Source organism: Fusibacter ferrireducens (assembly GCF_015352425.1).
Lineage (GTDB): Bacteria > Bacillota > Clostridia > Peptostreptococcales > Acidaminobacteraceae > Fusibacter_A > Fusibacter_A ferrireducens.
This window is the reverse complement of the sequence record NZ_JADKNH010000004.1, coordinates 316,858-337,663: the sequence shown is the minus strand read 5'-3', so window position 1 is coordinate 337,663 and position 20,806 is coordinate 316,858. Positions and strand designations below refer to the sequence as shown.

General features: G+C 36.5%; 15 protein-coding genes. All 15 read right to left on the bottom strand.

Going from position 1 to position 20,806, the window contains the following annotated elements; translation table 11 throughout:
• Positions 1 to 91: 91 nt before the first annotated feature.
• A complete protein-coding gene (locus tag ISU02_RS08480; RefSeq protein ID WP_194701381.1) occupies positions 92 to 1,225 on the bottom strand; it encodes a metallo-dependent hydrolase in 1,134 nt (377 codons plus the stop codon).
• A gap of 70 nt (positions 1,226 to 1,295) precedes the next feature.
• A complete protein-coding gene (locus ISU02_RS08475; RefSeq protein ID WP_194701380.1) occupies positions 1,296 to 1,988 on the bottom strand; it encodes an RraA family protein in 693 nt (230 codons plus the stop codon).
• A 12-nt stretch (positions 1,989 to 2,000) separates the two neighbouring features.
• On the bottom strand, positions 2,001 to 2,966 hold the full coding sequence (locus ISU02_RS08470; protein WP_194701379.1) for a 2-hydroxyacid dehydrogenase: 966 nt from the start codon (positions 2,964 to 2,966) through the stop codon (positions 2,001 to 2,003).
• 209 nt (positions 2,967 to 3,175) lie between these two features.
• Entirely contained in the window at positions 3,176 to 5,203 is a 2,028-nt protein-coding gene (locus ISU02_RS08465) for a sigma 54-interacting transcriptional regulator (protein ID WP_194701378.1), read from the bottom strand.
• A gap of 153 nt (positions 5,204 to 5,356) precedes the next feature.
• Positions 5,357 to 6,199, bottom strand: a complete 843-nt coding sequence (locus tag ISU02_RS08460; protein WP_194701377.1) for an MBL fold metallo-hydrolase — start codon at positions 6,197 to 6,199, stop codon at positions 5,357 to 5,359.
• The gene (locus tag ISU02_RS08455) at positions 6,199 to 7,716 is read right to left on the bottom strand and encodes a tripartite tricarboxylate transporter permease (protein WP_194701376.1); all 1,518 of its coding nucleotides are present in this window, start codon (positions 7,714 to 7,716) and stop codon (positions 6,199 to 6,201) included. The genes ISU02_RS08460 and ISU02_RS08455 overlap by 1 nt, the downstream gene beginning before the upstream one ends.
• Positions 7,716 to 8,264, bottom strand: a complete 549-nt coding sequence (locus tag ISU02_RS08450; protein WP_194701375.1) for a tripartite tricarboxylate transporter TctB family protein — start codon at positions 8,262 to 8,264, stop codon at positions 7,716 to 7,718. Before ISU02_RS08450 ends, ISU02_RS08455 begins: the two co-directional genes overlap by 1 nt.
• 123 nt (positions 8,265 to 8,387) lie before the next feature.
• Positions 8,388 to 9,416, bottom strand: coding sequence for a tripartite tricarboxylate transporter substrate binding protein (locus ISU02_RS08445; protein WP_194701374.1), 1,029 nt, complete (start codon positions 9,414 to 9,416; stop codon positions 8,388 to 8,390).
• 1,028 nt (positions 9,417 to 10,444) lie between these two features.
• A complete protein-coding gene (locus ISU02_RS08435; RefSeq protein ID WP_194701372.1) occupies positions 10,445 to 13,219 on the bottom strand; it encodes a sigma 54-interacting transcriptional regulator in 2,775 nt (924 codons plus the stop codon).
• A 282-nt stretch (positions 13,220 to 13,501) separates the two neighbouring features.
• Positions 13,502 to 13,906: a secondary thiamine-phosphate synthase enzyme YjbQ gene (locus ISU02_RS08430; protein WP_194701371.1), complete on the bottom strand. Its 405-nt coding sequence runs from the start codon at positions 13,904 to 13,906 to the stop codon at positions 13,502 to 13,504.
• A gap of 56 nt (positions 13,907 to 13,962) precedes the next feature.
• The gene (locus tag ISU02_RS08425; RefSeq protein ID WP_194701370.1) at positions 13,963 to 15,105 is read right to left on the bottom strand and encodes an ABC transporter permease; all 1,143 of its coding nucleotides are present in this window, start codon (positions 15,103 to 15,105) and stop codon (positions 13,963 to 13,965) included.
• Entirely contained in the window at positions 15,098 to 16,438 is a 1,341-nt protein-coding gene (locus ISU02_RS08420; RefSeq protein WP_194701369.1) for an ABC transporter permease, read from the bottom strand. The genes ISU02_RS08425 and ISU02_RS08420 overlap by 8 nt, the downstream gene beginning before the upstream one ends.
• A gap of 9 nt (positions 16,439 to 16,447) precedes the next feature.
• Positions 16,448 to 17,383 carry an ABC transporter ATP-binding protein gene (locus tag ISU02_RS08415; protein ID WP_228727756.1) on the bottom strand — a complete coding sequence of 312 codons (936 nt, stop codon included), beginning with the start codon at positions 17,381 to 17,383 and terminating at the stop codon, positions 16,448 to 16,450.
• Positions 17,384 to 17,480: 97 nt separating this feature from the next.
• Entirely contained in the window at positions 17,481 to 18,542 is a 1,062-nt protein-coding gene (locus ISU02_RS08410; protein WP_194701368.1) for a hypothetical protein, read from the bottom strand.
• Positions 18,543 to 18,852: 310 nt separating this feature from the next.
• A complete protein-coding gene (locus ISU02_RS08405) occupies positions 18,853 to 20,598 on the bottom strand; it encodes a sigma 54-interacting transcriptional regulator (RefSeq protein WP_194701367.1) in 1,746 nt (581 codons plus the stop codon).
• Positions 20,599 to 20,806 lie beyond the last annotated feature (208 nt).

The window sequence follows — 20,806 nt, the reverse complement described above, 5'->3', positions numbered from 1 at the left end:
TTGCATATTTATACATTTTGAATATAAAAACGCCTAAAACATTAAATTTCAAATGTCATAGACGCTTCTATATAAAAATGAGGGGGGATTACTAAAGTTCAATATCCTGGAATACAATTTGACCATCTTTTACCGTAAGCATTGTCTTCAATAATCTGTTTCCAGTTAGATTATCACCATCCCAATCTTCAAAATGGACTTCTCTTTCAAGACATTTGATAATGGTTATGTCGGCACATGCACCTTCACTCAGGCAGCCAATTACACCTTTCATACCCATTAAATCAGCAGGGATACTTGTACAACGCGAGATAATTTCATATAAATCCAATCCCATATTCAAATATTTAGATAATAAAAACATCATATTAAAAATTTGAGGCTTTTTATACAAACTCTTAGTGGTCAAGTCTGTACTTATCACATCTGGCAAGAAGCCTTCGCTTAACGCCGCTCTCGCTGTCTTAAAAGCAAAGTGAAACCTTGCATTTGCAACATCAAAGATTACACCTCTAGCTCTGGCATCTTTAACCCCAGATGAAACTTTGCCATTTTCATCTAAAATTGAGTTTCCAATACCATGGTATGCGTGTGTTAAAACATCACCAGGTCTCAAATAGGATACCAATCTATCTATAGAAATTGGGGCGTTTGTACTATGAACGACTATCGGAACATCTATTTCATTCGCAAGTTCAATTGTTTTTATTAAGGGATCAATGCCTAAATCATCAACAATTTCTTTTGAAAAACGTATTTTTAATCCTAATAACTCATTAGGGTATTTATCAAACAGCCATTTAATCTTTTTTGAATTGAAAAATTGAGGATCAATATTTTCATGGGAGCTACTAGAAGTCAGCCCACTTGATGACATGTTAAGAAAACATTTTATCCTCACTTTGCTAGTATTTATGAATCCACGATAGGATTCATAATTCGCACAGCCAGTGCTACCTGCATCTACAATTGTGGTAATCCCAGAAGAAAAACATGTAACCTCCGTCGGGATACCAATCTCAGCCAATGGATAAACATGTGCATGAAAATCAATAAGACCAGGTGTTACAATACAGTCAGTCGCATCAATTTCTTTTTGGCATTCTACATCTTTAAAATTACTAATACTTTTGATCTTACCATCTTGCACAAGCACATCACATATTTTATCAACGCCATTCAACGGATCTATGACTCTCCCATTTTTTATTATTAAATCCACCATTTTCTCATCTCTTTTCTAGTCGATATCACTCGAATTCTCAAGATTTTAGATATAAATTTCTTCAGTGCTTTTAATAAGTTTTGTCAATAAACTCACATTCTTTTTTCACTAACTTTTCATTCACCCAATTTTTATTGGCTGTCCCATGGATAGCAGCTTGCACTTTTTCCGCATCTTTTTTACAGACAATTTTTGCTTCTGCTAATACAGTCTCCGCATCTGCTTTAGGAATAACAATAACACCATCGCTATCACCTACAAGAATATCACCCGGCATTACTATTACGCCACCAATCGCAATTGGTACATTTACTTCGCCTGGGCCTTCTTTGAATGGACCACTTGGCGTATACCCAGAAGCATAAATCGATAGTGGCATTTTTGAAATCTCATCTATATCTCTAATAGCGCCATCAAACACAAGTCCAGCAACTTTTCGTGTACATTGTGCATACTGTGCCATGACTTCACCGATCAAAGCTCTACTTCTATCGCCTTCATTTGAAACGATAATAATATCACCTTCACCCGCCATTTCCAATGCTTGATGAATCATCAAATTATCACCTGCACGTGTTTTAACCGTCAATGCTACCCCCACCATATTTTGCTTAGGAGTTGACATTAATTTGATTTCTGGATTTAATCCGAAAATTCTGTTCATGCAATCTTCAATATTTGCAGCTGGTATTTCTTTAAATGCCTCAACAAGTTCCTTTGAAGGTAAATCTCTTTTTAAAAACACTCTATTGCCTACACTCATTTCCTGCCTCCACTATTCTTTAATAAATTGTTTATTTACAACATATTTAAATTTATCTCCACTACCAAAAGCAATTATATTCTCTACCATTAAAGGGACCATGTGTACCAACAGATCCGCAGATGTACCCCCAATATGTGGCGATAAGGTAACATTTGGAGCCTTTAAAATTGGGTTATCTGGTTGAATGGGTTCATTTTCAACACAATCCAATCCAGCACCTAGAATTACTTCATTCTCAAGTGCTTCAATCAAATCATCTTCTTTAATGATGCCGCCTCTTGATGTATTGACAATAATAGAGGTTGGTTTCATAAGCGCTAATTTTTCACGATTTACAATATGCTTCGTTCCTGCATTAAGCGGAAGGTGAAGACTTATAATGTCTGATGTCTTAAAGAGTTCATCCATTTCAACATAACGCATGCCAAGACTTTTTTCTTCCTCTTCACTCATACGAAACATATCGTAATACTGGACTGAAGCACCAAATGCCTGTACTCTTCTAGCAACTTCTTTTCCAATATGGCCACATCCAACTAAACCTACAACCTTATTCAGAATACAAAAAGAACGGTCTAGATAGTTTATTTTTGTCCAAATCCCTTTTCTCATTGCTTCATCCTGAATGATAAGATTTCTATAAACCGCTAACATTTGTAAAATTGCAATCTCAGATACTGCATAAGCATTTGCACCTGGCGAGTTTGCTACATAAACGCCTTGTTTACCTGCTGCTTCTATATCAACAGTATCGTAGCCAGCACCCCATTTTTGAATAAATTTCAAATTCGGATTTCTTTCAATATCTTCTTTTGTGATTTTAAACAATCTTAAAACCATAATTTCAGCATCCGTCAATGCTTCGTATTTTTCTTGAGTATCAATGATCTCAATTTCAAATAAATCTTTTGGTATCATTTCATCAAACATTTCATAAGTACCACTTGGAAATATACCAACTAAAGCGATTTTCAAATTGTTCACTCCTTTCAACATATCATTGTCTTTTATATGTTGCAATTAGCGTGCCAATTTAAAAAATAGGTTTTTTACACTATTTCTAGGTTTTTTTTTTCTTTTTCGTGAATATTTCAACAACATATTTCGAATTTGAGATTTTTGACATTTCATTTCCGTAAAATTATTTCAATATTGAAACTCTATTCTATTAAAGCATTGTTTAACTACAGAAGATCAAACTTTTTCATTTTTCTCCATAAAGTCGCCTTGCTAATGCCTAAATACGCTGCTACCCGCTCACGATTGCCACTGCATTTTTCTATTGCAGCTTTTATAATTTCAGCCTCACCTTTTTCTAAATACTTATCCATATCAAGGCCCTCTTCAAAATCAGAAAATATTTTTGGTTCCTCAGTTTCATCCTCTACTTTACCATTATAATTTTCTCTATGGCTGCATTTATCGACGCTGTCCCTATTCAGCATATTCTCTATAAGCCGAATAAGTTTTAACTCCATATCTGTTACTGGTGCGTCAAACTTGTCTTCTTCAGGTTTTCTAAGTTTAATGTCTTTCAGAGCATCTGCAGCTGATTTTTCAGAAATAACACCATCCTCGCTAATAACGATCAAACGCTCAATCACATTAGACAGTTGCCGTATATTGCCAGGCCAATCATATGACTCAAACAGTTCTATCGTTTTCTTTGGAAACTTGATTCTCTTTATTGTTTTTTTATCAATAAAATGCATCATCAGTTCTTTAATATCTTCTTTTCGATCTCTTAACGGAGGCAGTTCCAATTCTAAGACGCACAATCTAAAATAGAGATCTTCACGAAATCTTTTTTTATGAATCTCCTCAATGAGATTTTTATTCGTTGCTGCCAATATTCTAACATCAATGGGAGTAACTTTGTCATCTCCAATTCTTGATACTTCTTTTTCTTGAATAACTCTTAAAAGCTTAACTTGAACATTTGTCGAAATTTCTCCTATTTCGTCTAAAAAAACTGTGCCATTATGAGCGAGTTCAAAAATACCGACCTTGCCTTCTTTGCTAGCACCTGTAAACGCCCCTTTTACATAACCAAATAATTCACTCTCTAGTACAGCTTCCGGTAATGCCGCACAATTTATTGCAACAAAGGGTTGATTGCTTCTTCTTGAATAGTTGTGTATACTTTGGGCAAATATTTCTTTTCCCGTTCCAGTCTCACCATAAATCAAAACAGTGCTTTCTGATTTAGCATACCTAGAAGCTTGGCGTATTGCTTGATTTATCTCTTGTGATGATCCGACAATATCTTTAAATGTTTTTTTAGCAACATATCCATCTCCAAGTTGCTTTTTCCGAATTTCCCGGTCAATCGACTGGATTTTAATTTCTTCTTGAATGGTTGCTACAGCGCCAATCGTTTTATCTTCAATTTTAATGGGCACACTGCTGACAACAATTGCATCACTGCCGAATTTTATAAAATCATTAAAATGTTCTACGCCATGCATCGCTGAATCTAAAAGTTTAGAATTAGGGATTATCTCATTAATATGTTTTGCATTATTATAGGCAAATATTTTTTTGGCAATCTCATTAATATGCAGTATTTTCCCACTATTTTCTATTGCAATAATACCATCTGAAGTACAATTTAGTATGGCATTAATCGTTTCAAATTTTTCTCTTCGCTCATGTTCAATTTTTAAATAATGAAGCGCTTCATCAATGGATTTATTGATTGCTACTGGATCAGCCTCTCCCATAATATGAGTCACACCATTTCTTTTTGCTGCTTCAAAGAGTTGAAATCCACCAATAAAAACTTCGATGCCTTTTTCTTTTTGCTCTATAAGCCTCTTTTCGATTTCATCATCTGTATCGACAATCGATATTGGTATATCATCTCCCATTATGTCAACATAATCTGAGGCTGCATCACATAAGTTACTATATCCAACAACGCCAATATGTTCTGATATCTGTTTTGCTTGTTTTACAGAATAGTAAATATCAATAAACCCATGCCGGATATCTATAACAGGGACATCAACTCTCTCTCTTAAATATGTAGCTGTACCACCTCTACATATAATGACTTTAGTACCTCTTGAAATTTCCCTATTGGATATTTCTAAAGCATTTTCCATTGTAGCTTCAATGATAGGGAAATCCATTTCCCTGGATTCTATAACTTCTTTAACTTTCCGTGTCACCGCAGCAGTTGTAGAAATAATAATAATTTCATTATCCATTTAAAACATCCCCCATCTTAAAAATCGACTACTTCAAACTCAATTTCACATCTTATAATCAGATGATATCATATATTTATCCAACAAAAAACGACTATAAGCACATATAGTCGTTAATCTCTTTTCAATCTTTCTGATATCTCTGAGCGAAATCTATGCTTCTCTCTCTTTTTCAATGATGTCTAGCATTTCTTGTTTTTTAGACAATAGCATTCTTAACCATACACTAGAATCAATAAATTTACGTTTGTCACCACTTTTGGCAATGCCTAAAAAATCATGATCCACAAGGTGACCAACATGCGAAGGTAAAACCACATCTACCTTTTTATCGACAATTGCATCGATACTTTCTAAATAAGTCGTTTGGAGCGAAAGTGGCATGTTACTCTTCAATAAATTTTCTTTTCTCATCACATAAGAGCCAAGACCACCATGTATCCCGCAAGTTAACACGCTATCATCCTTCTCAATATCAAAAAATAAACTCGTTGTTCCCTCAGTATGCCCTGGACAATGAACAGGCATAATGCTTATTTCGCCCATTTTAATCGGTTTAGAATAATCATAATAATGGTCAATTCTGAATTCAGGGACATGATCTTCAAATACGATCAAATCTCTTCTTTCAGTAAAAAAGTAAGCATCATCTTTACCTATCCAAACTTCACACCCGCTCATTTCTTGAATCGCACGTACTGCACCACAATGATCAAAGTGCCCATGCGTCAATAGCAATTTACTGATATTTCTCGGATCAAATCCAAGTCTATGGATTGAGTCTATTAATAAATATAAGGTCTCTTGCATTGCACAATCAATTAAAATAAGACCCTCATCCGTATCTATTAAAAAAGAGGAAACCCAAGATGTGCCTACAAAGTAAACATCATCGATAACTTCAAATGGCTCATGCTGTATCGTCCATGGATTATTCATCATTCTAAGGGCACGCGCAGAAATATCTTTAACTTTGTTTACGTCTTTTTTTTCCATTATGCATATTCCCCCTTTGCTTTTTTACTATTTTTCATTGGCAGTATAATTTGAACCCAAACAGTTCTAATAATTATGATAAAAGTCACAGCCAATAACACCACAGTAAGCGGTCTAGTAAAGAACGGCATGATGGATCCTCTACTCAATTGAATAGCACGTCTTAAATTTGTCTCTACTAAAGATCCTAATACAAAACCCAATACAAAACAAGCACGCGGTAATTTAAATTTTGACATCATAAAGCCTAATATACCAAAGACTAAAAGAGTCCATAAGTCAAACATATTGCTATTTGCCGCATATGCACCAACAGCACAAACTGTAATAACGACTGGATATAATATTTCACGGGGAATATTAAGTGCTTTTACAATAATTTTGATCCCATAAAATTCAACAACAACCATAATAAAACTACATATAATTAAGGCAGCAAAAATCAGATATACTAACTCACCACTTGTCTTAAATAACATTGGTCCTGCAACCAATCCATGAATCATAAATGCACCAAGCAACATAGCTGTTGGTCCATCACCTGGAATACCTAGCGCTAAGAGTGGAATCATTGCCCCACCAATGGATGCATTATTTGAAGATTCAGAAGCAACGACACCATCAATAATACCTGTTCCAAATTTTTCAGGATACTTTGAAGTTTTTTGTACGGCAACATAAGCCACCTGATTTGCAAGCGATCCCCCCATACCAGGTAAAAATCCAACAATTGTTCCTATTGATGATGCTAAAATTAAATTTTTTGTTTGACCTATCAATTCTTTGAAAGAAAAACCAAAGCCTTTTATATGTTCACGTTCCTGTTGTACAACTTTATCCGCAGAAACTGGTTTAACCACTGTTAAAAGAATTTCTGTAACGGCAAACATACCGATTACTGCAGGTAATAAGGTGAATCCATTCATCAATTGTATATTGCCAAATGTAAATCGAACAACACCATCAATAGGCGCCATACCAATTGTAGAAAAAGCAATTCCCATGAAACCTGCCATTAGGCCCTTAAAAATATTTTGACCACTGACACTTGCTATTAAAGACAATGCCATAAAAGATAACGCAAAGTATTCATAAGGCTGCAATGTAATTGCAAAACGCGCAAGAGCAGGCGCTGCAAATATCATGACTGCTAAACCAAAAAGTGTCCCTAAAAATGAAAATACAACTCCAACGCCCAATGCTTTATGAGCTTGGCCATTTTTAGCCATTGGATGCCCATCATACGTTGTTGCAATAGACATAGCCGAACCTGGGATATTGATCAATATCGCAGATACCAAGCCTCCTGATACACCGCCTATATATAAGGCAACTAAAAGTGCAAAGGATTCATAAGTACTAAGCCCAAATGTAACTGGTAGAAAAAGCGCAATTGCCATGGTAGAACTCAAACCTGGTATAGCCCCGAAAAGAATGCCAACAATTACGCCCACAAACATTAAAAGAACATTTTTTACCGTTATTAGTGCCATTGCACCGCCAATAAGTGCTGTCATTATCCGATCACCCCTTTCAAGAAACCAAGTGGCAGTTTGACATAAATGAACCGATTAAACAGATAATATAATGATATTGAAACAATCACTGCAGTAATAAAATACGTTTTATGTTTCCAGCCTCTACGTTCCACCATAAAGTACATATTAAACATCAAATATAAAATTGCTGCAATTATAAAACTAATTCGAGTCATTAGGAGTATAAATAAAGCAATACTAGTCAAAGCAATTGTTGCACGTTTAAAACCAATAATAGCAGCAATTAACTGTTCTCCTTCTGGTAAAGCTTTTTTATTTTCTTTAATCTTTTTAACACCTTGAAGTAATATTATAATGCCTAAAAAAATCAGTATACCAAATGTTAGTTTGGGTACGAACTGTGCACTATCCATCGGGGTAATTGACTGAGCTGATACCTTTAAATGACTTGTATTCATATATAATCCCGCTGACACTGCTACTATAATAAAACCAAGCACTATGTCACTATACGTATAAAAACCGCGGATGATTAAACTGATAAATACATCGATTTTTTTTGTCATAAATTAGACCTCCAAAAATAATAATTACGCGTAACCATAAAACATCCTACAATTACAACTCTTGTAGGATATTTTATGAATTATAACGCCTCTTTAAGACTTATTTTCGTTCAATTAAAATGTTTACTTTGTATATTTTTCAAAAGTCGCTGCCGCATCGTTAAGTTCGTCTAATGTTTCCTGAACAGATATACCTTTCACCACACCGAAGCTCATACTGGTCATTTTTTCTATAAAATCTTCTCTTGCTAATATTTTATCTAATACGCCATTGAATTTTTCAATAACTTCTGGGTCAGTGCCTTTAGGTGCCACTAAATAAATAGCTTGGCCCGGGAATACTAAATCATAGCCTAATTCAGTAAATGTTGGCACATCCGGAATGAAAGCATTTCTCTCCTTCGCTGCAATTCCTAGATATTTAAAATCGCCTGACTCAAGATAAGGTTTTGTAACAGCTGCATTTGAGATAATATAGTCTACTTGTTCGCCTAATAATGCTGTGTTACGTTCTGCGGAGTTACCTGCATCTACGCAGTATAGATCTATATCAAGGGCATCTTCAATCGCAAGCATGTAAAGGTATGGATAACCTGTCATTGAAATACCACCTACTACAGATTGAGGATCCGCTTTAATTGCATTAAAAAGATCCTCTACTGTTTGGTAAGGAGAGTCCGCACGAACGATAATTCCTGTTGAAGTTTCTGCACTGATCATTCCAACTGGATCATATGCCTCATGACCATAGTCCAAATCGCCTTGTGCTTTGGAGATTAATAGACCTGTAATCGCCATTGCATAATTGTAACCATTTGGATCTTGTGTACGAACCATTTCATATCCTGCTAATCCTGATTGATTTGTTATAACCACTGGAGCACCCGTTTCTTCTGTAATAAACTCCCCTAAAGTTCTAGAAAAAATGTCTGTTCCACCGCCTGCTGAAGCAGGTACCATAATATTTATTGGTTGGCTTGGCCAATCATCCGCCTCAGATGCAGTGCTTGCTGCTGCCTGATTATTTGTATTGTCTGCAGCTGCTGGTGCCTCATTTTCTTTTTCTGTTGTTTCTTGACCACAAGCAGTAACTGACATCATTACAAGAGCTAGGAATAGAACCAAGAATTTTTTATTAAACATTTTACCCATAATAAACCTCTCCTTATATTTTGTATACTCCATCGTTAAGTGCCCGCATTAGCAAACTTTTTCAATAGCATACTTGAAATTCCAGCGGGATTAAAATTATACTTAATCATAAATCAAATTATTATAACTAAGTCGTAAATTGCGTCACTTATTACCTTTACCATAAATTGTGCAATATTACTCAATAATTGAGCTATTGAATTCCCCCTTTCACATTAGTTATCTTTAATAGTTGCAAAATTGATGCCAATTAGGGTTCTAAAGGAATGTATTGATTTTAATGCATTCCAAGAAAACTCATGTTAATTTTATATCATTGTGACTTCAACAATGAAACCAAAAAGATTTCATTGTTGACATACTTTTTAAGTTTTAAGCAATACTTTAACAAAGGCCTTTTCTAAATATCTATTTATGAGACATCATCCATACATTGAAAACCGCCCTAAAAAGGCCTATATATATCATAGCATTTTAGGACGGATTATCGGTCAAATTATCTTTACCATTTTTCTCTAAAGATTCAAAATTGGATTTCCAATTTTGACACTCATAATCTGCATAATTACAGGACAGAGTTCAATTTTCTGATCAAAATAAGGAACTTATCTTCAAGTTTATTTGAAGGAAAAATTGCAAATTCAACATTGGAAAACTGTTTTCTTAATTCTAATATTTTTTGATGAATTGGTGTGGAAATACCTTTATATTTATCAAATCCATCCTTTTGTCTATCTCCAATATTTCCATAAGACTTTACTGGTGAAAAATTAGAGTTACCTTTAATCATAATATTTGTAAAAAAATCTTCAAATTGCTGACCCTCGTAATCAAAGTCCTTCCATCCTGCCCTCATCCCGCAACAAATTACTCTCCCGTTTCATTATATACATCTATTTCATATCCAAGACTCCACCAAACACAAAACCCCAATACACATCTAAAAAGCTATCCGCGGTACCTGCCGAGGACTCTAGCCCTTTGGGTATATAGTGGAGCGGGCCGATATTGGGGTGAGGCACTCCCTTTCACTCGTTATTTGCTAAAAACATCTTTAAAATATAAGTTTGATCGCTTGTGGAAAATCGAACCTCATAGGCTTGCTCAATTGCTCTCAATTCATTGCGTACAAGCTCTATTTCAAGAGAATATTGAGCCATGAAGTCATTCAGTTCTTTCTTGGGATTCATCACAATTTTCTGTATTAAATTATCCACTAGAAAACTCAGATGTAGTGCAATACCCACTTTCACATCTTGATGGAGGTTGATCTTCAAAACTTTTTCTGTACGATCTATAAAATGTCTCACTTGACTCAACAGGCTGGTACTGTTCACCGATTTAATGTGCGCTCCCAACGACTGTTCAATTCTATAAAACAAATCTTCTCGCTCTATAATTTTTTTGAGCACATCGATCCCTGCACCTGAGAGTAAATCCACAGCAGAAATATAAGGAATGCCATCCACTTCTATTTCAACGGTTCCCACAATAGCAAGCACGTCATAAGCCTCTTTATAGAAATCGAGCATGCTGACAAACTCGCGTCGATCTATTAAGTTGAGGCTGATGACCTGATAGATATCATCCAGTTCAAGATGCTCTTCAATAATCTGCCTCAATTTTTCACTTGCACCTTCTCCGGTAAAACATGCTGTGATAATCAAAGGTTTTTTTGGATTTTCACGCGCCTTAACCACCGTTCCACTCAGATCTAAACACGAATTGTAAATCTCTATAAGATCCCTTCCCAAAACGGCTTTTCGGCAGGCATCTAGCACCATCGGCGTGCTGGCTTTATCCAGTGTTTTGGTGAGAATGCCCTTTTCTTCGTAGATCATATCTCCAAAACTCGTCAACGAGCCCATATCCACTAAAATCAGTACACCACGCCCATTGTTGATCTTCTCAATTCTTTTTTTTGCCATTTCATACATTGCTTCTGGCCGCATACTCAGGGGCATATCCAACGCTTCGCAATGTTCTATACCCACAAGATCATTTACAACCTGAGCCATACTCGTTGCTGTGGAATTGCCGTGCATGATCAACAATATCCCCACTAAATCTTCTGGCTCACCTTCCATCGTATAGGGATTAGATGATAAAAACATGGCGAGATAGCCAATCTCATCCAGTGGGGTTTCGATTTCAAAAGCCTGATCAATTCTTTTGGCAACTTCCATTGCCACCACAAACTCATCTGGATAATTGACTCGAATCACATTGAGCTTAGGGTGATAAATTGATTGATGGCTTCTAATCCTCTCTATGCTGCCCTGTAGATGAAGTGCTAAACCAAAATAGATTTTTTCATCATAGATTTTGTCAAGTCGTTCCTGTGCATAAGTCAAAATTTCTCCTGTGATATCCACAATTTCACTGTCAACAACCTTGCCGATTTCTTCTTTTTTATATTGCTCTGGAATTTCTACGATATATTTTTGAAAGTGCAATTCAATATCGAGACTCATAATTTGAGTGATCTCTTCTTCTGTTTTGCCCTCTGCTCTGAGCGCTTCAAGACGGTTTTCAATACTTTCATAAAAGTGCGGTTCTCTAAGCGCACCCTCATTGAGGTAGGTCTCTTCTTCATCATAATAAAATTTATAGATATCTTCTTGATGCTTGAGCAATTTTTCAAGTTTTTGTCGATGTTCTTTAATTTTCATAGACCCTTTTTTAACTTGTTGCGGCAAATCCGATTGCTCTATTAAAATATAATTTTTACGTTGAGACTTAAAGTTGAGAAAAGCTTTTGCACATGCCAATTGAATATCGCTTTTAAGTTGCCCTATATTGCTTGGGCACTCATAGAGCAACATGGATTCAAGTGCATTTCTGTTAATATAAATACTCTTGGAAAGCCGTTTGGACTCCTCTTTGATAAAATTTTCTATGAGCTTATAACGATCTTTAAGCCCACGTTCTTTGAGAGGTGGTAATTTAATCGTCATTGGGATGCGTCTCGTAAATGTTTTAAGCAATGCAGATTCAGGTTCTTCGGTGGTTGCCGCTATAATTTGAACATCCGCTGTTTGCCTTTCTTCACTATCCCCTAATCTACTGAACTGCCCCTTATCGATGAAGGTAAACAGCATTTCTTGACCTTGGTTGGAAAGTCTATGGACCTCATCTAAAAAAAGAATTCCATGATCTGCTTTCTTTAAAAGACCATCGCGATCCTTCTCAGCACCTGTGTACGCGCCCTTTTTCACGCCAAAGATTTGAGCCATGAGCAGTTGCGGATTTTCACCATAGTCCGCACAGTTGAATCGTACAAAAGGCGCATCCGGACTGAGCATCTGTGCTTCCTTTGCAAACTGATACATGAGTTCTGCAAACATGGATTTACCGACGCCTGTTTCCCCTAAAATCAGTGTATGCAACCCTCTTGGAGGATATAAAATCGCCGCCTTTGCCTGTTGAATCGGGACATTTAAACTCTTACTTGCGCCAATGAGCATATCCAGAGAAAACTTTCGCCCCAAAAGACTGTGCTCTGATTTTAACTTAGACGTCTCTACAGTGGGCGATTCTAATCTGCGAGGTGATTTGCTCTTGGACTCACGTATTTTATCATCTTGTCGCTCATCACTCGCTTGATTAAGCTGCATGCCAACCAACACATACTTCACAGGTCGTCCCGAAAGTTTCGTCAACTTGCCCTCTTGGCAAAGCAAGTTGAGATAACGACTGGCATTTGTGCGATCGAGTTCAAGCACTTCAGCAATTTTAGATGCTGTGACGCCTTCATTATGATGTTGTTTCATATACTCATAAATTTGATCCACTTTTTTCATATTTGACTAACTTCCTTTATCTCTTCACGGTCATCCATTGGCTTTTCTCAATTATACCTAACCCCTACTTAGAATTCAACGCACAATTGTTGTTACCATTGCAGGAAGAATCGCTTTGTCAACGATCTAAACAGCTTACTCCAGCAAGATATAAATAAAATGGCCTCCTAAATGCTTTTGTGAAGCGACGTCCTTTTAGCTAAAAGCACACATAAAAAAACCAGCCTGTGGCTGGTCAATTTTGATTATATATTTTTATATTGGGGGTTCAATGTTCATAATTTAGTGTTCATCTTTCATAATTTTTATGAAATACTTGCGTTTACGCGGGCCATCGAACTCACAGAAGAATACCGACTGGAACATACCAAGCTCAATATGCCCATTGCTGATGATCAAAGTGACGGAACTGCCAAATATAGAGGCCTTAATATGTGCCGCTGAATTGCCTTCTATGTGTTGATAATGACCATCCTTTGGAATCAGCTCATTCATTCTATTCATGATATCTTCTTCAACTACAGGGTCGTAATTTTTATTGACAGTGATCCCCGCTGTGGAATGTGGCACGTATACGACAATAATGCCATGTCTAACACCACTCTTTGTGACGGCTTCTTTTATACTATCCATAATATCAATCATTTCAATTTTCTCTTTTGATTTGATTTCAATAGATTCAAACATAAACCACACCTCCTAAATAACCTTGTTATTCTATTTATACGGTTATCTAAGCGTGTCTAATCACTTATTTTATAGGCAAGCATGCGTTCAGCTAAAACCATATAAACGCAGCCCATCAAAAACAGGATGCCTACAGCTATAACCGTTTGTTCAGAAGCACGTCCTGTGATCATAAGCGTTTCAATGCCATGAATTGCCCATCGATGTGGTGTCAAGTTCGCCAAGGTAAGAAGCATTTTGGAACTTATAATCTCCAGAGGCCACATGCATCCGCCAAGCATCCCCATGCCTGTCAATATAATGGGGGATATCGCTCCAAGTTGAGACATGTTTTTCACAAGACTCACAATGAAGAAACTCAATGCAGTCATCGTAAAAATATACATAATGCCTATGATGAGAATTAATCCCACTTGTGTGCCCCACTGGATGCCAAATAAATATTGACCGCATAAGATCATCACCACAATCTGAAAAGCGCCAATCAAAAATGCAGGGATCACATTTGCCGTTAAAATCTGAAATCTGGATATCGGCGACACCATCATCCGATCCAACGTGTGCAATCGTCTGTCCTCTAAATAGTCGCCCACTGTAAAGAGCAATGAATAAGTTACAAAGAACAAAGTCATGCCCACCATATAGTGAATTTTGGCGTCAAAATTTGAAAGCAGATCCGCTTTGAAGATCTGATGATCCAGTGTAAACACTTTATCATTTTTCTCAGAAACTTTAACTTTCACTTTTACCATTTGAACCAGAGACGCTTTATCCACTGCAATTTCAGAGTTCTCTGAAATAATCTGATAAACCTTTTCCGAATATTCTTCTAAAGTATTGCGCGATGACACAGCATCATTTAGCAGCTTTTCAATTTGATAGCGTTCCACAGTGGGTTTCAGCTCAAAGATCTTGATTTCATCACTCAGTTGTATGAACATCAACCCCTCTCTTCCAGAGACTTTTTTCAGTCCTTCTTCATGGGAAACCAACTTGATGTCGAAACTGCCTTCCTGCTCTAAGGTATGAATCAAATCTGAATTTTCAACACTGTTTGTCGTATCTTCTATAAATATTGTCCCCTTATAGTCGCCGTTAAAAGCGTTTCCAAAGACTGCCGTAAGCAAGAGGCTCATCAAAATCATGATCACATACAGCGAAGTATTGTCTTTTAAAAGTCTCAATTTAAGTCTAAGCATAATCTTGCGCCTCCCTCTTGCTGACAATCCAAATTGCAAGTGATGAAAATAGGATGCTTATAAAGGTTAACATGCCAATCTGCGGCAGGAGATTAGATATTTCAACCCCCTTATAAATACCCAAGAACAAATCTAGTACCGCACTGTTTAGAGCGATGAACTTCACTCTAGAAACGATGCTCGGCAATACTTCCAGCGGCACATAACTGCCGCCAAATAGTGCAAATATATGAATCAATACAGTCTCAAATATATTGGCAACTTTATAAGAATCCCGTGTCAATGTAATGGCACTTATGAAAATACCTAAGCCACTCACTGCAATTGCACTGAATAAAATACCGATTGCCATCATTAAAGGTCTTTCCCAGTCTACTTTTAAAACGATTTTGGCATAGATCAAGAGCAACGACATCTGAACCATACATAAAATCAGAGTCATCAAGAATTTGCTGACGAGTACTTTAACCTTGGTTACACCAGCTACTGCGGCTCTACTCAAGGTTTGCATTTTCTTTTCTCTCAAAAGCGCTCTGCCCACATAACCAGAGGCATAGAGTATGAACATTGACATCATAGCGATACTGTAGTAAGTAAAGCTGTCGATTGCCTTTTCACCGCTTATGGTTTCATGTTGAATCTGCATGCCAGCTGTCGCTTGCATTTTGCCCGAATTAGGATTTTCCACACGATTATCCAGTATCTCTCCAAGATGAGCAAAAAGGTCTTGAGTATCCAAATAAGATGCGCCAACCTCTATAAAAACATTTTTTTGAATCACTTTTTCATTCATGAGATCAAAATAACTCATCATGACAGATTCTGCTATTTGAGATGCATATTGATGTTCAGAGCTGGAAATCATTCTAATCTGAATTTCATTGCGATAGGGCATTGTAAAATTGATGAGTTGGTTATAAATAAAGCCCTTCGGCAAGTAAAAAATAGCCACAATTTCATCATTTAAAAGTGCCTTTTGAGCTTCTTCGTCTGTCATCACTACACTAGTCATAATAGATTTGACATCCTCATTTTCTAAAAAGTCCTGAAAAAATACTTTTTCAAAGTCCATATTATTTTGATCTGCCATTACTTTATCGAAATCCACATATGCAGATAGCTTTGTTCTGAAATAAGAGAGATCTTCTTCTGAATCATAGGCTTTGACAATGGCTACTTTAAACGCATTAAACTTGCCCGTCTCTTGAAAAGTGCCCTTAAGTGAAAAACTCAAAATCGTGGTTAAAACAATAGGCATTATAATAAAGATTATTAGACTTTTGCGTTCAGAAAAGAGGACTGCTATGTCTTTTTTGAGCATTTTTAATATCATTTTCTCCTCCTAATCTCTGAGCCCTCTACCCGTCATGTGTAAAAATACCTGTTCAAGGTCCGGTTTTTGAATATCAAATGATATGAGTCCTGAATTCATGGCCATAAGCGCATTGAGAATATCTTTATGACTACTGCCATTGCCACTTGAACGTATAATCATTTCATATTCATCCAAAATTTGAACCTGAGTTACCCAAGCCATTGCCTTAATCTGATCTACAATCTGTGCCACAGGCTTCTCAAATTTAAGTTTCATGCCGCTTTGTATTTTAGACTGTTCAAGCAGTGCTTCCTGAGTTCCGTCTGCTATGATCTTGCCATGATCCATGATGTAGATGCGCTCGCAGATCGCCTCAACTTCCTCCATATAGTGGCTGGTGTAGAGCACGCTAATGCCTTCTGACTTTAATTTGTTGACCGTTTCGAGTATGTGATTTCTAGACTGAGGATCTATGCCCACTGTGGGTTCATCCATAATGACGAGCTTTGGATTGTGAAGAAGTCCCACGCCTATGTTGATTCTCCTTTTCATTCCTCCAGAATAAGTGCTTACCCGATCTTTAAGCCGATCTTCTATCCCGATAATTTTAGAAATTCTTTGAATTTGCTCTTTAATTGCCTTGCCGCTAAGGCCGTATAGTGCACCAAAATATTTAAGATTTTCATACCCTGAAAGCGTTTCATAAAGTGCAATCTCTTGAGGCACATAGCCGATAAAGGGTTGAATCACTTTAGGATTCTTGACGATATTCTCCCCCTCAAATAAGATTTCGCCTGAATTCGGTTTAAAGAGTGTGGCGATCATGGAGATCGTTGTGGACTTACCTGCACCATTGGGTCCTAAAAGCCCTACAACTTCCCCTTTGTTTATATGAAGTGATATGCCATCCACAGCGGTGAATTCACCATATTTTTTTTTGAGTGTTTTTACTTCTAGCATCATATGAGTCTCTCCTTTTTCATAGTTATATTGCTTACGCGAAACTATCGTTTAAACACTATTGTTTAGAAACTATTGCTTAAAAATTATAGCTTTTAAACTATTGCTTCATGCCACCACTAAAATCAAACCCCTCCAATGACTTGCTATTGCTCGCGTCAATCTCTGGAAAATCAAATTTTTGTGTTTGTTCTATACCCCAGTTTTTAGAATTGATGACAATTTCCTGAGATCTAAACAGTGGGGTAAATTGATCCGTTTGCGTATATTCAATCCCAATAGCAGTGCTTTCTTCTATTATATAGCCATCTAAATCCACATAGGCCATCTCTTCGTAATGTGTAATATTCATATTGGACATTGAGTTTTCGATGAGTTTTCTGACGCTATCTGAATCCATCTTCATCATTTCTCCAGAGTTATTGGTGCTTGCTTCACGATCCATCGATGTGCCTGCCATAGGTGTTTCCTGCAATAAATATGAATTAAACACGTTTACAAGCTCATCCGAGTGTGCTAAAAGACTGGTTTTTATATGATTCTCCATGAGTGCTAATTGTTCAGTTGTGGGTTTAATCGTAAACTTTGTCGCTTTCACATTGCCATCTTCATTCTTAATCGTCGTTTTTTCACCTACGAAAATATTTTCCTTTTGAATCATGGCATGCCACTCAGTATGAATTTCAGAGATGATATTTTTAATGACATCTGTATTGCCATTTACAGGAGCAGTTTTGTCCATACCTTCATCTACATTGGCTTGAGTATCGAGTTTTAAGTAGTCTTTAAAGAGAGGCATTTTAATGTACTGTTCTGACTCTGATTTTCTAATGTATTGGATATCGCTTCCAAGACCATTATAGTAATAGTAGATATCATACAGTGCTAAGTTTTTTTCATAATCAAATTGACCAGATAAATCAAACTGAACATGCTCTAGACCATTTAATGCGTGATTACTTAAGGCTTCTGCGAACAATGCCTGATCCATACTAACGCTCAGAGATTGACCTCCTCTTTGAATTCCAGCTGTTTTGAGGGCCGCCTCATGATAAGCCTTATAATCTGACTCTCCAAGACACCCTGTAAGTGTCAAAGATAATAACAAGAGTAATATAAATCCCTTCACGTATTTTCTATGAAGCGTTGTTTTCATTTTCATAGTGATCCTCCTAACCTTTCCTATTATCCGATTCAACAGTTTATCCTATTCAATAGTTCTATTGATCCATTCACTATAAATCCATTATAAACTCTAACCAGATTTTACACACGAGACCTTTGTCATGAATCTACGGATTAAATCATGACAAAAGTCATGGTTTATCCAAGTATTCAAGTTTTTATCCATAACTTCCAGCGCCCTAGAGGCATATATGTATTGTTCCAGACTTAACCGAGAAAGAGAAACAGCCCTTGTTCTCTCGTTTAGAGCGAATGAGGGCTGTTTCAGTGTATAGTAACATCCTATGCTATGGTACAATATTATACTTATTGATTTTTCGATAGAGCGTCGCCCGACCTATCCCCAGTTTATCTGCCACAATGTCAATCTGGTTTTTGACACCTCTATATTGATGTAGCGCTTTTTCAATAAAATCCTTTTCATATTCATCAAATGTTAAGATGCATTTCTTGGACCGATCCACTTCATGAATTCTATCCAGCTCATCTTCAATCATATACCGTGTAATCAAACTTTCATTACAATTACAGACGAGCTGTTCTAAAAACTTTTCAAGACCCGTCAAATTATCTTGCCAAATCTCCGCTCGAAGCACTCGTATAGCTTCACTTTCAATGGTAAAACTCGACTTCGAAAATATTTTTGCATAAATATCTAAGAACTTGAAGATGAAGCCTTTAAAATCTTCATAGCTTCTCTCTCTCAATGGCGGTAAATGTATGGCATGCATATTTAGCCTATAGTAGAGTTCTTCATTAAAATAACCCTGTTTGATTTTATCTTGGATATCATACTGAGTTGTTCCAATAATTCTAACGTCGATATCTTTAATGACAATCCCCGTTTCAAGTTCAATCTCTCCAGAAATAATGTAATTCAGTAAATCCATTTGGATGTTCAGCGGCAACAGCGTAATTTCGTTAAAGACAATCGTCCCCTTGTCCGCCAGTTGCATCATCCCTGGATTGATCATACTCTCGCCGATGCCGAAGAGTTCAGACAAGAAATACGTTCTCGGCAGATACTTGCAATCAATCGTAATCACATAATTGGATTTTCGATCTGAAAAATTGTGAATGCTGTAGGCCAACGTCTTTTTACCCGTGCCTTCTTCTCCTGTTATTAAAACATGCTCATCATAAATAGCCACCTTTTTGGCTTTTTCCACAGCACGATAGGTCGTCTCATCCTTGCATATGAGGTGACTCATTTTAATGCTTGACTTATTGTTTAGCATCTCATTCATCACTCGGAAAGTTTCTTCAATCTTTCTAAATGTAATCACACTGCCCAAATACTCCGAATTCAAATTCGTATTGACGCAACTGATAAGCCCCTTAAAATTCACCTGACTATTTTGCAAAACAAAGACTTCATCCGATAAGTTTTTCTTGCTAAACAAGTAATTTTTAATAATCGTATGATTAATCACTTCGTCAATATTCCGATTTTTGATATCTTCTTGAATATTAAAATAGGCTTTAAACACATTATTATAGTAAGAAATACGATCATCCTTGTCCAAATAGATGATGCCATCTTTGACATTCGTGATAATGTGCTCAATTTTATGATTGATCACCTCAATGCGATTCACCTGATCGACACTGATCAGTTTACTGATGAGTAATTCAGACATGTTTTCCAAGAAAGTCGTAATGCCTTGTAAATTTTCAGAGAATTTTTCTTGTTTTTCATAACTTTCAAGCATCAAGCCAATTGCACCGAATAAATTGTCTTCGTGGATAAGTGGTATGGAGATAACCCCTCTGATTTTACAGATTGCATTATTTTTACATATGCGACATTTCTCAAACTCATTGATGTCCATAACAATTTTATTCTTCCGCTCTAGAATGCTGGTTGCTATGATTGAATTACTCGTCACATCAATTTCATTTTCAAACATGTATTTATAAGTGTTGCCTATAATCGTCAAATCTTGATCCACCACAATAACATCCACATCTAAAACGTTTGCAATTGCTTCACATATGTTAGACACCGTATGTCCTATGAGCTTTAGATCCATTTTATCTCCCCCAACCCGAATGATTTATATGTACGCTTTTAAAGCCTCCACAATCAGCAATAGGTGCCACCTTCTGATGACACCTTAATTGCTTTTAAGCCTATGATTAGAGTGTCAAACGTCCGTTTCGCATGACGTCCCCATCATATGCTGTATCGCTAACTACCCATAAACGACATCATAAGATAGATGACTGCTCAACTTTTGA

What these genes read in the sequence shown, in the direction of transcription:
- ISU02_RS08405 (WP_194701367.1), bottom strand. Translation starts at nt 20,598, where the DNA reads ATGGATCTAAAGCTCATAGGACATACGGTGTCTAACATATGTGAAGCA.
- ISU02_RS08450 (WP_194701375.1), bottom strand. Translation starts at nt 8,264, where the DNA reads ATGACAAAAAAAATCGATGTATTTATCAGTTTAATCATCCGCGGTTTT.
- ISU02_RS08460 (WP_194701377.1), bottom strand. Translation starts at nt 6,199, where the DNA reads ATGGAAAAAAAAGACGTAAACAAAGTTAAAGATATTTCTGCGCGTGCC.
- ISU02_RS08480 (WP_194701381.1), bottom strand. Translation starts at nt 1,225, where the DNA reads ATGGTGGATTTAATAATAAAAAATGGGAGAGTCATAGATCCGTTGAAT.
- ISU02_RS08415 (WP_228727756.1), bottom strand. Translation starts at nt 17,383, where the DNA reads ATGATGCTAGAAGTAAAAACACTCAAAAAAAAATATGGTGAATTCACC.
- ISU02_RS08410 (WP_194701368.1), bottom strand. Translation starts at nt 18,542, where the DNA reads ATGAAAATGAAAACAACGCTTCATAGAAAATACGTGAAGGGATTTATA.
- ISU02_RS08435 (WP_194701372.1), bottom strand. Translation starts at nt 13,219, where the DNA reads ATGAAAAAAGTGGATCAAATTTATGAGTATATGAAACAACATCATAAT.
- ISU02_RS08430 (WP_194701371.1), bottom strand. Translation starts at nt 13,906, where the DNA reads ATGTTTGAATCTATTGAAATCAAATCAAAAGAGAAAATTGAAATGATT.
- ISU02_RS08425 (WP_194701370.1), bottom strand. Translation starts at nt 15,105, where the DNA reads ATGCTTAGACTTAAATTGAGACTTTTAAAAGACAATACTTCGCTGTAT.
- ISU02_RS08455 (WP_194701376.1), bottom strand. Translation starts at nt 7,716, where the DNA reads ATGACAGCACTTATTGGCGGTGCAATGGCACTAATAACGGTAAAAAAT.
- ISU02_RS08465 (WP_194701378.1), bottom strand. Translation starts at nt 5,203, where the DNA reads ATGGATAATGAAATTATTATTATTTCTACAACTGCTGCGGTGACACGG.
- ISU02_RS08475 (WP_194701380.1), bottom strand. Translation starts at nt 1,988, where the DNA reads ATGAGTGTAGGCAATAGAGTGTTTTTAAAAAGAGATTTACCTTCAAAG.
- ISU02_RS08420 (WP_194701369.1), bottom strand. Translation starts at nt 16,438, where the DNA reads ATGATATTAAAAATGCTCAAAAAAGACATAGCAGTCCTCTTTTCTGAA.
- ISU02_RS08445 (WP_194701374.1), bottom strand. Translation starts at nt 9,416, where the DNA reads ATGGGTAAAATGTTTAATAAAAAATTCTTGGTTCTATTCCTAGCTCTT.